The sequence below is a fragment of the Paenibacillus sp. GCM10027626 genome (genome assembly GCF_042676285.1).
In the GTDB taxonomy this organism is placed as follows: domain Bacteria; phylum Bacillota; class Bacilli; order Paenibacillales; family Paenibacillaceae; genus Paenibacillus_Z.
The window spans coordinates 215,774-228,706 of record NZ_JBHTHC010000007.1; the positions used below are offsets into that span (position 1 = coordinate 215,774).

Below are 12,933 nucleotides of genomic sequence, written 5' to 3' on the forward strand. Positions count from 1 at the left end.
ATTTTTCACACCTAATTTTGGAGGTTGCGGCAGCATGCATATTCGCAAATATGGCAACATCACGTTCACCTCGCCCCAGCGTTACGAGAGCGGCGGCATTCATCCTTATCATCACGAGATTTTATATATATCCTCGGGCGAGGTGCAGCTGAAATGGCTAAATGAGGTATATGAAGCAAAAGGGCCGGCGCTGTTCTTCATGACCCCTAATACGCCGCATCAATTGATCAAAATTTCGACTCAGTACAGCTTTCTGTTTATCGAAGCCGACATGGAGCATGATCCATTCCTCAGCCTATCGGAAATCATCCACTGGAACACCCTGCAAAGCAGCATGCAGTCGCCGTCCTATGCGCTGGCCGCTGTCATTCAGACGATGAACATCATTCGCAATCATTTCGAATCCGAGCTTGTCGGCCAGCCGCAGCTAATGGACCAGCTTGTATCTGCCGAAATGCAGAAGGTCGTCACCCTGGTCCGCCATCTCGTCTCCTTGTCCATGTACGCATCCAAAACAGACAAAAAAGACCGGACAGAGCTCGACCGGCTGAAAAGCGAAGAAGCGGTCGACATGCTGATGCACTTCTTGGAGTCCTACTATCGGGAAAATATTACGCTGCAGGATTTGACCGCCCAGGTCCATCTCAATCCTTCTTATTTAATCCGCGTCTTTAAACAAATGAAAGGGATGACGCCGTTCCAATATTTAAACAATTTACGCATGAATGCCGCCATCAGCCATTTGAAAATGAGTGATCTGTCCATTCAGGAGATCGTCAAGCTGACCGGCTACCAGAGCATTCACTATTTCAGCCGCGTGTTCAAAAATAGCTATGGCGTCAGTCCCTCGCAATGGCGGCAGCAATACCGGGAGAGCTCAGAGGACCATAGCAAGGCATGAGAACAGCAGCCCATGAGCAAGTGTACATGGTGTACCTTGCCCGCGGGCTGCTCAGTATCCGCGCACATTATTCCACGTGCTCATACAGCGTCACGCTTTCGACGGAATTGATCATTCGTCTCAATGCCTTAGCCTGTTCGCTGCTGATTTCCCCGTCTTCGTACATCCGGCGGATTTCGGCGCGCTCGGCATCGATTACGCGAATCCGCAGTTCATCTTTTTGCGCTTCGACCTTTTCGTTATATTCGGCTTGCGGACGGGTCAAGCGGGCGATCATTTTTTTATAATCCAAAATGACCGCGTAGACGGCTTCGGCTCTTTCATGCTCCTTCGCGTAGGACTCCAGACAGTCGAGTGCCGCTTGCAAGGCTTTTAGCTGAATGTCTCTTCCGATGTGCAGCCGTACCAATTTGTCCTTGTCGCGATTGCGGCGGTATTTGCCGGTCGAACGTTTCCAATCGCGGAAAGCGTTGCCGATAAGAAAAGCAAAGCGCGAACGGACGTTTTTGGACAGGGCTTCTTCGCGGAGCTCGAGCGATTTTTCGAACGCTGCGAATATTTCCTCGCTCATCCCCTCATTCGCCATCATATCGTGGATGTATTTCCGTTCCGCCTTTAAGGCCATTAACCGGACTTCCGCCATTTTTTGCTGGAATACGTTCCAGTCCCGCTCGTGCGGGCTTCGATCGAAATGCGTCCGCCGGAAAATCATCTTATACTCGCCAATCAGTTGGTAAGCCGCGGCTTCGGTGTCCTCGGTCAGTTCCGACCGGATCTTTTTCATCGCCGCCAGCAGCAGCCGGCTCTTGGCTGCATCCATGTCCAGAAAGTCGGCGGTCTTCCCTTCGGCCGCTTCCCCTTTGCTTAACAAAGGCAGAAACACGGTGGCCGCGATTAACGTAAAGAGGATGACGCCCCCGGCTAAAAAGAGAATGAGCGAACGTTCAGGAAATGGAGCACCGTTCGCAATAAGTAACGGAATCGACAACACACCGGCCATCGTCAGCGCGCCGCGAACGCCCGTTAGGCTGACCAGCAGTGTCATGCTCACGGCGGGTTTGTCGACGTCTTCCGCTTTTTTGAAGCGATACTCGTACAACGAATAGAAGTACGACCAAAGAAAGCGAATCACGAGGATCCCAGTCCCGATCACCAGAACGTATCCAATCGCCAGGACGTTGTTAATGTTGGGATTTTGGACCGTTGCGCTCATGGACGGAGGAATGATCACCCCAAGCAGCAGGAACACCGCCCCGTTCAAAGTGAATAGCACCGTCGACCATATATTTTCCGTCAAGACTTGCTCCTCGGCCAGCGCCGTTTCCGTCCGTTCCCGCAGCAAGGAATGCACGATTCCGCCTACGACAACCGCAATGACTCCGGAAGCGTGCAGTAACGCTTCGGTAATGATAAAAATAATGAACGGTGCGAGGATCTGGAGCAGCGAATGCAAGGTTGCATCGTTGATCCCTTGCTTGCGGAGCGTGAACCGGACCCACGTAATGAGCAGACTTAGCACGAGCCCGAGGACGGCCCCGGCAATAAACATGTAGATGAAATCAAATACCGCTTCGCGCAGCGAAAAGTAACCTGTTACGACCGCTGCAACCGCATAGTTGAAGGCAACCAGCCCGGAAGCGTCGTTGATCAGGGATTCCCCCCGAACGAGGTTCAATACTTTTTCTGGAAGGCGAATGCGCTTGGCGATGCCATTGACCGCAACCGGATCGGTAGGGGACAATATGGCGGCCAGCGCGAAGGCCGCTGGCAGCGGAACCTCGGGGATGATCCAATGAATAAAATAGCCCCCGCCGATGGTCGTGATCAGCACGAGAATGATGGCATTGCCGAAGATCGGAGCTCTCATCTGCCATAATTGCTCGCGCGGAAAATGCCGCCCGTCATTGTATAAGAGCGGGGCGACGAACAAGAGCAGGAACCATTCCGTTTCGACTTCCAGAGAAATTTGCGGAAACGCAAGCGCAATGACGATTCCGAAGGCAATTTGCGTCAAAGCTGTGGGAATAATAGGTATGTAATGGCTGATGATATTCGAAATGACGAGACACACAAGCAGCAAAATAACGGTCATCAATACATCCATGTCTTTTTCCTCCCGAGATATCCTTTAATAGGGCACCTCTTTATTGTTCCATGGCTTATCTGGAAATAAACGATAGGTTTTACGGCGCATTAAAATCGAAGCTTCTCCCTTTGGTGAAGTCAGGCGGATCTCCGATCCGGCGAAGGAAAAAGCACAAAAAAACACCCTGGCTCCCCTCCCAGTCAGGAAGGTGAACCAAAGGTGCAAGCGCTACTTTATCGGAATCTGATACAGCTTCATCGCTGTCGCAAGCTTCTGTGCAAGCTCGCGAACAATTGCAAAGGCCGGTTCTAATGTTTCCTCAATCTCGCCAACGAATAAATCGAAGTGGAACTTCAATGTCGTGCCAAGCTGCCGGCCATACGGAGTTTCTGGCGGCAAGGCAAACGGGCGCAACTGGAGCTTCGTCCCTCCCCGCGCGCAATCCCGCACGAACCATGCGATAAACTCAAGAGCTTGCAGTCCGGCCGCCGATGGCTCGATCGCAAACTCAAACTGGATGAGCACTTCATTTTTCAACCCGCCGCCTGTACGCCACAACGTAGCATGAGGCAAGTGAGCGCACGCGGCAAGCGGCAGCATCTCGGCATCGATCGGCTCCAAATTTTCTACGCCGCTTTCGATTGACGTTATGCCTTGCAATTGCAGTACCGTTTGTTGAAGATTGGCAATATCGACTGGATAATTACTCATAAGCTCCTCCTAAAAGATCTACTACAGCGCCATGTTCGAAATTTTCCTTAAACAAAAATTCGATAATTCGCTGTGCCGTATCCGCTGGTGCTGCCAGCATCCCCGCAGCTTTAGCCATTCCAAAAATGTCTGCAGAAGGAAAAGCCGCTTTATCCTGCTCGCGCGCCTCCTGCTGCAAGCGAGTATCGATCATGCCTGGCCAAACGGAAACAATGCCAACCGGGGCTTGATTATATTTTTGCTCTAAAGCGGCGCATTGAGAAAATACATCCAGCCCCGCCTTCGCCGCTGAATATAAGCTCATACCTGGATGATGATTTTTTACAGATGCGGAGGAAATGTTGATGACTCTTTTAGGAATTTTGCAATTATTCGTATGTTTGATAAATAACGACGTCAGCATGATTGGCGCCAGCAAATTTACATGGAAATTGTGTGCAATATCATTCACATTGACAGCATCGATAAAGGATACAGGAGCGATCATCGATGCATTGTTAATTAAGTAGATCCCTTCTGCCTTTGACAAATCAATCTCCGCAAAAATACGTTCCATTAACGCTTCCAACTGATCTACTAGCTTTAAATCGAATGCAATAGGTGCGATATTACCACTGCTGGCACTAAATTGCTGTTCCCCCCGCGAAATACAAAACAGATAATGATCGGGAGAAATCAGCTGCTCGGCAATCGCCTGCCCCAAACCTCTAGACGTCCCGGTAATAATAAAATATTTCATCTCAGTATCTCCCCCGTTCAATACTGATCAGATTTTCTTTCCGAAGCACATAGAGCAGCTCTCCGTTGCAGTCCTCATCATCTCCTGTCAGCCCCTCCAGCACATGATCGAAGACAAAGCCAAGCTTCTCCAAAACGTTTAAAGAAGCTGTATTCCGCGGATCTGCCTTGGCCAGCAGTTGATTAAGCCCGATCACATCAAAGGCATATGCAACTAGTGCAGCTGCAGCCTCTGTCGCATAGCCGCAGCCCCAATAATCGCGGCCGATTAAATAATATATCTCGCAGTCCGGAGCTTTAAAGTCAAGCACACCTAAACCGCACCAGCCAATTAATGCTCCAGTCATTTTGTCGCAAATCGCGAACGAATACTTGAACGGCTTATTAAACGGCGTGTCGTAGCTGCTTAATAACCAATTGAACAATCCGCGATAATCCGCTGCTGACATGACATCCATATGCATGTAGGTGAGCTGCTCCGGGTTTTGCATAAGCTGGAACGATGCCGCAAAATCATCTTCCGAGTATGGACGAATGATTAATCTTTCAGTTTCTAATTGCATCGCGGAAAGCTGCTTATTCATGGGAATTTCTCCTTTTTATTAGTCCCTGCCTGTTTATCTCAGCATATCCGGCGAATCAAATTGGCGCAAGGGATTATACAATTAAAATCAATTACAGACACAAAAAGAAGACAGCTCGTGCATTTCCTCTCCAGCCCTTATTGCTTACAATACAGGTATTAATCATGACGTTGGGAGGATTTAAGCTATGAGAATCGAACCGCAAGCAGAACGGCTTTATCCGTTAACTGAGGAGCAAGTAAAGGCTTATCGGGAGAATGGGTATGTCATTATAAAAGCTGGCTGCAGCAATGATCTGATTGACGCCTTTAACGCACACATTCATACGATCCGTTCCGCAGAAATCATTGAAGATTGGGCCAGGCCGCGCAAAGGGAAAGATCAGGTGGTCGACAAGGACCGCTTCTCTGTCCGTTTGTTCAATCCCCACCTGCATGACGGCTTTTCCTTGCAAATGATGAAGCTTCCGGTAGTACGCGGCGCACTTGCCCAGGTGTTGGGTGACGAAGCATGCGGCGTACAAAGTATGTATTTTTACAAGGAACCCGGTTCCCCTGGGCAAGCCGCCCATCAAGATTACTACTATATCCGCAATGAACCGAACACACTTACCGCCGCATGGGTCGCAATGGAATACACGAATGAAGACAATGGCTGCCTGTGGGTCATCCCCGGTACTAATCGGCTTGGCTTGCTGTCCCACGGCGCTGTGAAAAACCTGAAAGAGCATGAAGCGTGGACGGATGAGGTCGAAGGCGTCGACCTGACGCAAGAAATTCCTGTCGTGCTGGACAAAGGCGATATTCTAATCTTCGACAGCCTGCTCATTCATTCCTCCACACGCAATCGCTCCGAGCGGTGGCGGCGTTCCTACGTCTGCCATTATATCCGTCACGATTCAACGATTGAGCGGGAGGATTTAAAACGAAAAGTAGAGCTTGTATAATAGCGTTATTATGATACGAGAGTAGGCATGTACATGGGTGGACGGAAACCGGAGGAATACTTGTCGCTGCTTGATGTGACCAGCGCTTATGCCGGAACGGTTATTTACGGCCCGGGAGGAACGTTTGGCCCGCGTGTGCAGCAGGATCTGCAGTTGGTACTATTGCATACAGGCGCAATGATCGTGGAGATTAATGGCGAAAAGCATAACGTTCCTTGCGGGCATGTAGCATTGCTTAAGCCCGGCCGCAACGAACACTTCTTCTTCGACCCCAATCGTGAAACCTGGCATCGCTGGATTGCTGTTAGTGCTGGGGAGATTGATCCCGTGCTCATGCTGCAGCTTGATCACCTCCCTTTTTCTATCCCGATTAGCGACAAAATGAATATGCTGACCGATCTTATGTATTCACATTTGGGTAGCGGCGGGTCGTCTGCCGGAGAGCTCATGGCTGCACTGGGAAAATCCGCATTGCTGCTTTACACCCATGAATGCGAGCGCATGAATGAAAATGAGGCCAAGCATCCAGCTGTCATCCAGGCCAAAGATATCATTCATCGGCAATTTGCCGATGAGCTTTCCTTGAATGACATTGCGAGAGCGATCCGCAAAACGCCCGAACATTTGATTCGCTTGTTTCATCGGGATGAAGCACTGACGCCGATGCAATATTTATGGCAATATCGGGTGAAGCAAGGGATTGCCTTGCTCAAAAGCACCGGACTGAACATCGGAGAAGTTGCCGAGCAGGCCGGCTTCAAAACTTCCTACCATTTCGCTCGAACCATTAAGCATCATACTGGCCAGACGCCAAGCGAAATTCGCCGGGAGAGCTATCATTAATTTATTGTCGCAGGCAGCGTCCTCCCTGTTCGCGTGCTACAAAGCGGCGCCCATTGCGCCGCTATATTCACCATTAGCGATGAAAATAGGGATTGCTCCCCGCAGCTTCGTATAGGTTTGCACAACTTCTTTCAGCAAGCTGTTGTCAACAAATGATGAGCCGATGAATATGATCGAAGAAACGCCGCATGTAGCAGCGGCAAGAACACTCGTAGTTGCAACCGTCTCGCCAACAAGCCCTACTACCGCAGCCAGCAACTCTTCTTTTGTATATTGCTTTGCAGCCGCCGCTGACAGCACATTCCCGAAATTGCTCGCTGTTAAATCACCCGGTATTGGCGGCTCTTTTCCTTCATAGATATGGAACACCTTCAGATCCACCCGATCCCGCCGCCCCTTTGCAGCCAGCCGGATGATTTCCTCATATTCCTCTATGCCGGCAAGCAAGCGCGCCAGACCAACCAGCGTTCCGCCGCCGACCCCAGTACCGCCAAGCCGCTGCTGAATGTTCCGGTCCACATGATGAATTGAAGTACCTGTCCCTACATTTGTGACAACGTATGCTTGCTCCAACATGCCTTCTTGATCAAGCAAGTGTCTGACCCCGCGGCAGGTCGCTTCAAACTCCAACATTTCGGTTGCATGCTGCTTCATATACGATTGCAGCATTGCCGCACGCCCGCCTGTAATCCCGATTTCTGCGGCACCAAGCCGATTAACGAACGAAGCGGCTTCTTCCAGTCTGGAGGACAGAAACTTCCGATAACGGAAGGCTCCACCGTCTGAAATCGCTATTTTAATTAGCGTGCCTCCGGCATCAATCCCTATTTTCATACGTATCGTCACTCCGCTTCCATTTTCCTTCATCTCTGCAGGTTAATTTCATAGTATCGTCCGCCTGAACAGCTGTCAACGGATCCATAAAGCTTCCACTCTGGTCTGAGCCGGCAATGACAAAGAAGCTCCCCGTTATGAACGGAGAGCTTCCTGCTTCTGGTTGTTCTGATTCACTTACGCATTACGCCGCTTTGTGGGCATTCAACAGCCGGTAAGCAATAGCTGCCAGCGCCGCTCCGATGAAAGGAGCGACAAGAAATACCCATACTTGCGATAAGGCTTCCCCGCCCAATAAAATTGCCGGGCCGAAGCTTCTCGCGGGATTGACCGACGTGCCGGTTAGGCCGATGCCCAAAATATGAACGAGCACTAGCGACAAGCCGATCACGAGCCCTACAACATGGCTGTTGGCAGAATCGGAGGTGACGCCCAAAATGGCATAAATGAAGATGAACGTCAGCACGATTTCCACGATGAAAGCCATCGTAACAGTAATTCCGATTCCATACCCTTCGCCGAATCCGTTCTGCCCCAGGCTGGCTACTGACTGGCCGGTTGAATGGATAATGGCGTATAACAGCGCCGAACCTGCCACTGCTCCGGCAGTCTGAGCAATCACATAGCCGATAAAGTCCGTTCCGGACATTTTCCGGCGAATGAGCATCGCCAACGAAACTGCAGGGTTAATATGACATCCGGAAATAGGCCCGATTACATAAGCCATCGCCACGATGGACAAGCCAAACGCGAAAGCAATTCCAAGATACCCCAGTTGTCCCCCGGCAGTCGCTGCGCTCCCGCATCCTACCAGTACCAGCACTAATGTTCCGATAAATTCGGCTGCATACTTCTTCCAAGACGAATACATTTTTTCCCTCCCCTCTTTGACTTTACTACTATACAGGGAGTGACTAAACAAATAATAAACTTTCCGTAGTCCCCAAAAATTGCAATATTCGATCGTTGACTGCATCAGGGTACTCACGCACCATATGAGGCCTATGACTTCCGTCCGGAACAACAAAGTACTGCGACCCTTGGACAATACCAGACAGCCGCTGCACCTTCTGTTCCCCGACAAACGGATCATGCTCCCCGGTAATAAACAATGCCGGACAGGAAATACTGCCAAGCTGCTCCGGCGTCAGCTGGGGATAATGACGCCAATCCTGTGCGGATTGCCGCATATGCTCCTGCCAATTTCCTCGATGCGCATCCATATGGCGTTCCATCATTTGATTGATCGTGTCCTGCATCCCGTGTTCAACCAGCCATTCCGGCTCAAACTCATCAGCCCCCGTCGGATCGCAAAAACCGCTAGTACCGATCGTTGTCAATGTAGCAGCACGTTCAGGATGCAAAGCGGCTACATAAAGACCAACATTAGCGCCCAAGCTGTAACCGATCAAATGAGCGCGCGGAATGTCCTGCCGCTCCATAAAGGCGACAATATCTTCGGCAAGCTGTGGCGTCGACCAAGCCAGGCTTTCACAACGCGACCTGCCATGCCCTCTGAAATCCGGAAAATAGCAAGTATACCGCTTTTGAAAATCAAGCATTTGGCTGGCGAAAGCCAGTATGCCGCGGGAATATCCGCTGTGCAAAAAAATAACAGGGTCACCGACCCCCATCTTCTCATAGAAAATTTCCAAGTCATTAACCTGTGCATACGGCATTTGCTTTGGCCTCCTTGTTTCCCCAGCAACAAAGGATTAGACAGATGCCAGGTTATTTTTTACTCCATATATTTTTGTACAGGTCCGCTACCATTAAATGTACGATGCCTGTTTCTTTCAATGAAACTTCTTGCTTATCAAAGCGCTCCACAAATGGCAACAGCAACAATTGCTATAAACAACCATATTTTTCGGAGTTTCATTTATTATGACCCCCATTATTTAACCGAGTGGATTGAATCCGTTCAGCAAACCTTCGCCTTGCTTCCTCGGAATTATCGGCAATCAGAATGGAGTAGCCTGCGGCCGGAATAATGGGGCGGGCATTTTCCAGCAAATACAGCTTATACTTTCGCTTACGCGGCCGCTCGATCAGAAAAGCAACGTGTGCAGAAGCCGGGATCAGACCCAATTTTCTTAGCTTTTGTAAACATATTTGCCGGTACATTATGAGGGGAAAAATAATTCATGACGCATCTCCTCACTCCAATTTATCAGCGACTAATGTATAGAATACTGGAAGCTTCGGATTTTGGGCACTTGGTATTTCTTCAAAAGTTCGAATAAACAGGCCGATTTGACCGATTGCCGTAATAATATCACCAACCGTCCAGCTTCGTATGAGTACATTATGAAGTCCGGTACGTTCCTCCTCGGGAAACAGATCGGTATAAGCAATTGGGCCCTCTCTAAGTGAGTCATCAAAATAATTGCCAGTCGGCTCCTTCAAATTATCCGTTTGCAGCCAAGCACGGGCGAAGGGATGAAAATCGCTCAATAAAAACCTCCCTTGAGCAGCTAACCTGCGATGAACGATAGCAAATATATCACTCAAATTTGAAAAATAATGCAAAATGCCAAATTCCATCAACACGAAATCATATTCGCCAAGAGTCTCTTCATCAGGGATATTTAACGCATCTGCGCAAATATATTGCAGCTGCACGCCCGCGGCGGCAGCGGTTTCGGTCGCGTACATCCGATTTTCTTCCGAAATATCTACCACCGTCACTTCGGCGCCAAGCAAAGCTAAAGAAATCGCCTTTCGGCCATTCGATCCAAGCAAATTAAGCACGCGCTTGCCAGCAACATCCCCCATATACTTAAGCCAGTAACGCAGATGATGGCGGTGCGTCTGCTTCAACTCTAAAGCCATTTCTGCCGGTGTTCCGAACGTACGAACCCATGCCAGATAGGCTTTAGTTTCCCACGCCGCCTTGTTCGCTTTTGCCATTTGTTCTTGCATCGTCTCACCTCACCGATATTATACAAGTTACATTATAAAGACAAATTCAAGTGTTCCTCCGACGGCTCCTGCAATCACCACCATCCACGGCGGTGCTTTCCAGAACACAAGCATCATAAAAAGGATCAAGGCAAGCGCGAAATCCGCTGAGGACAGTACAGAGCTTGTCCAGATCGGATTGTAAAAGGCCGCGATTAACAGGCCAACCACTGCTGCATTTACACCAGCCAAAGCGCCTTGAATCTTAGGCAGTCTTCTGAGTGTATCCCAGTAGGGCAAGGCTCCAATAACTAACAGAAAAGCCGGCAAAAATATCGCGATCGTTGCGACCATAGCCCCTAACCAACCATTCATAACCGCTCCCAAGTAGGAAGCAAATGTAAATAACGGACCTGGAACCGCTTGGGCGGCTCCATAACCGGCAAGAAAATCCGCTTGGGACAGCCAGCCCGCAGGTACGACCTCTCTTTCAAGCAATGGAAGGACGACGTGCCCTCCGCCAAACACCAGCGATCCGGCTCTGTAGAAGCTGTCAAATAAAGCAAGTGATTCGGAGGAAGTTATTCCTCTTAACAGCGGCAGCAAAAACAATAAGCCGAAATAGACAATAAGACAGGCTGCGGCAAGCAGTCGACTTATAGGAATTTGAAGAGCGGGCCGTTCAGAAATACCGGTATTTTTGTAAAGCATCCAACCAACTATGCCTGACACAAAGATAATGGCAACCTGGCTGAATGCCGTCTGCCATAATAAAGCTGCCGCCGCAGCAAAGATTGCGATCGTTGCTCTGCCCCGATCAGGAGCCAGCTTTTGTCCCATTCCTAATATCGCCTGAGCGACAATCGCCACCGCGACTATTTTCAACCCATGAATCCATCCGGCGCTGCTAATATCAAACCCCTGCAGCAGGAAAGCAAACAGTACTAAGGCGATCACGGAAGGAAGGGTAAACCCAATCCATGCTGCGAGCCCGCCCAATAAGCCTGCGCGCATAACCCCAATGCCAATCCCGACCTGGCTGCTCGCAGGCCCGGGAAGAAACTGACAAAGCGCAACGAGATCAGCGTAGCTTTGCTCATCCATCCATTTTCTCCGCTTTATATACTCGTTGTGAAAATAACCTAGATGAGCGACCGGACCGCCGAATGAGGTCAACCCCAGCTTCATGGATACCATCAATACTTCTAACAGTTTAAAATTCATCGTTATCACGCGGATTCAGGCCGTGGGTTTCACGCTTGAGCAAAGCGGTCCTCCCCCTTACTCCCTACTCCCCTCCCCAATTCATATCGAGTATATTATAGAAGGAAAATGTTAACGCAATATCAATCGCCGCTCCTTTTAGCAGCGCTTGACGCGTCGTTTCATTCGCAGTTTGACGAGGCCCCATGTCCCCCCTGTTATCAACAATAACAATCCTACGAGCCCACTAGTCCACGGGTATAAAAGCGGAAAGAAAAGATTGGGCCAGCCTTGCAATATATTGGACCGGTAACCCAATGAAATTGGAGAGGTCGAGGAAAGATTGACGAAATTGACCCGTTTTGGAATTGCAGCGCGATCCTCATATGCGAATATATCCTCTTGCACACTCCCGTTTTTCTCTATTGTAAGAATTCGCCAGCCCAGCTCTTTTTCCTTTACGAAATCAGGGTCGGTACCAGTGACGCGTTGAATAAGCAGCAGCTTTTCAACCCCCTTCTCCTTCACAGCCAACATGCCGAAATAACCATGATACCGGTTTTCATCCAGAAAATATGGCCTAACATCTACGGAGCTGGCTGCCGACCAGTCGGCATCATTGATTGTAATCGATAGAGAAGCGGTTTGGCGGCTATCTTGCTGATGCAGCCCCGGTTCAATTTCGTCTTGAACACGAATTGTGTTGCCTTCCCAAGTATATTCTCTGGCATACTGAAGCGCCGTTTCGCCGGATTGACTTAAAATTTTGTAGTAGTCTTCCATAGTATGAAGATCTAACGATTTACCGCCAGACAGGATCGTATTCGTGACGGTCATATTCGGTACAGGTATCGTCGGGCCGTCGCCGAGTATCGACACCTGGTTCCATACGTCGTTAGCATAAATCCGGTCGATCTGCAGCTCTTGCCTGACACGGTCTCCAGTGCTCATCTCCTGCCACATAAGCAGCAGAGGCTGTGCTGACCATACGAGAAGCAATGCCCCTAATGCACTCAAAATAATAGCTGTATACCTCAATTCATTATGCGCTCCTTCCAATTTCATGATGCTGGATGTGATTTCGAACACAACGGTTGCCCGCTAAGTTCGGCTCACATTCATGTTATCGGATAACGCCTGAATCAGGTAGTTCTAACTTTTATAGTACTGCTTCCCAGCCCAA

At 49.5% G+C, this 12,933-nt stretch carries 13 protein-coding genes; 3 read left to right on the plus strand and 10 right to left on the minus strand.

Features of this window, described 5'->3' with window-relative positions:
• Nucleotides 1–34 precede the first annotated feature (34 nt).
• Nucleotides 35–901 carry an AraC family transcriptional regulator gene (locus tag ACFQ0N_RS15660; protein WP_379327678.1) on the plus strand — a complete coding sequence of 289 codons (867 nt, stop codon included), beginning with the start codon at nucleotides 35–37 and terminating at the stop codon, nucleotides 899–901.
• Nucleotides 902–968: 67 nt separating this feature from the next.
• On the opposite strand, the gene ACFQ0N_RS15665 is transcribed toward ACFQ0N_RS15660, so the two are convergent.
• The 4 genes from ACFQ0N_RS15665 to ACFQ0N_RS15680 form a co-directional block, all read right to left on the minus strand.
• Nucleotides 969–3,005, minus strand: coding sequence for a Na+/H+ antiporter (locus ACFQ0N_RS15665; RefSeq protein WP_379327680.1), 2,037 nt, complete (start codon nucleotides 3,003–3,005; stop codon nucleotides 969–971).
• A 210-nt stretch (nucleotides 3,006–3,215) separates the two neighbouring features.
• Nucleotides 3,216–3,698, minus strand: coding sequence for a hypothetical protein (locus ACFQ0N_RS15670; RefSeq protein ID WP_379327682.1), 483 nt, complete (start codon nucleotides 3,696–3,698; stop codon nucleotides 3,216–3,218).
• Complete coding sequence (locus ACFQ0N_RS15675) at nucleotides 3,691–4,437, minus strand: SDR family NAD(P)-dependent oxidoreductase (protein WP_379327684.1); 747 nt, start codon at nucleotides 4,435–4,437, stop codon at nucleotides 3,691–3,693. The genes ACFQ0N_RS15670 and ACFQ0N_RS15675 overlap by 8 nt, the downstream gene beginning before the upstream one ends.
• A gap of 1 nt (nucleotide 4,438) precedes the next feature.
• Nucleotides 4,439–5,020: a GNAT family N-acetyltransferase gene (locus ACFQ0N_RS15680; protein ID WP_379327686.1), complete on the minus strand. Its 582-nt coding sequence runs from the start codon at nucleotides 5,018–5,020 to the stop codon at nucleotides 4,439–4,441.
• A gap of 187 nt (nucleotides 5,021–5,207) precedes the next feature.
• On the opposite strand from ACFQ0N_RS15680, the gene ACFQ0N_RS15685 reads away from it, so the two are divergent.
• Nucleotides 5,208–5,966 (plus strand): phytanoyl-CoA dioxygenase family protein, encoded by a 759-nt coding sequence (locus ACFQ0N_RS15685; protein ID WP_379327688.1) that lies wholly within the window; start codon nucleotides 5,208–5,210, stop codon nucleotides 5,964–5,966.
• A 33-nt stretch (nucleotides 5,967–5,999) separates the two neighbouring features.
• Nucleotides 6,000–6,809 (plus strand): helix-turn-helix transcriptional regulator, encoded by an 810-nt coding sequence (locus ACFQ0N_RS15690; protein ID WP_379327690.1) that lies wholly within the window; start codon nucleotides 6,000–6,002, stop codon nucleotides 6,807–6,809.
• A 36-nt stretch (nucleotides 6,810–6,845) separates the two neighbouring features.
• On the opposite strand, the gene coaW is transcribed toward ACFQ0N_RS15690, so the two are convergent.
• The 6 genes from coaW to ACFQ0N_RS15720 all read right to left on the minus strand — a co-directional run bounded on the left by coaW (nucleotide 6,846) and on the right by ACFQ0N_RS15720 (nucleotide 12,788).
• Nucleotides 6,846–7,643: a type II pantothenate kinase gene (gene coaW / locus ACFQ0N_RS15695; RefSeq protein ID WP_379327692.1), complete on the minus strand. Its 798-nt coding sequence runs from the start codon at nucleotides 7,641–7,643 to the stop codon at nucleotides 6,846–6,848.
• A gap of 184 nt (nucleotides 7,644–7,827) precedes the next feature.
• A complete protein-coding gene (locus ACFQ0N_RS15700; RefSeq protein ID WP_379327694.1) occupies nucleotides 7,828–8,514 on the minus strand; it encodes an MIP/aquaporin family protein in 687 nt (228 codons plus the stop codon).
• A gap of 43 nt (nucleotides 8,515–8,557) precedes the next feature.
• Nucleotides 8,558–9,322, minus strand: coding sequence for an alpha/beta fold hydrolase (locus tag ACFQ0N_RS15705; protein WP_379327696.1), 765 nt, complete (start codon nucleotides 9,320–9,322; stop codon nucleotides 8,558–8,560).
• A 481-nt stretch (nucleotides 9,323–9,803) separates the two neighbouring features.
• Nucleotides 9,804–10,568, minus strand: coding sequence for a class I SAM-dependent methyltransferase (locus ACFQ0N_RS15710; RefSeq protein ID WP_379327698.1), 765 nt, complete (start codon nucleotides 10,566–10,568; stop codon nucleotides 9,804–9,806).
• Between the two features lie 27 nt (nucleotides 10,569–10,595).
• A complete protein-coding gene (locus tag ACFQ0N_RS15715; RefSeq protein ID WP_379327700.1) occupies nucleotides 10,596–11,771 on the minus strand; it encodes a chromate transporter in 1,176 nt (391 codons plus the stop codon).
• A gap of 138 nt (nucleotides 11,772–11,909) precedes the next feature.
• Nucleotides 11,910–12,788 (minus strand): hypothetical protein, encoded by an 879-nt coding sequence (locus ACFQ0N_RS15720; protein ID WP_379327702.1) that lies wholly within the window; start codon nucleotides 12,786–12,788, stop codon nucleotides 11,910–11,912.
• Nucleotides 12,789–12,933 lie beyond the last annotated feature (145 nt).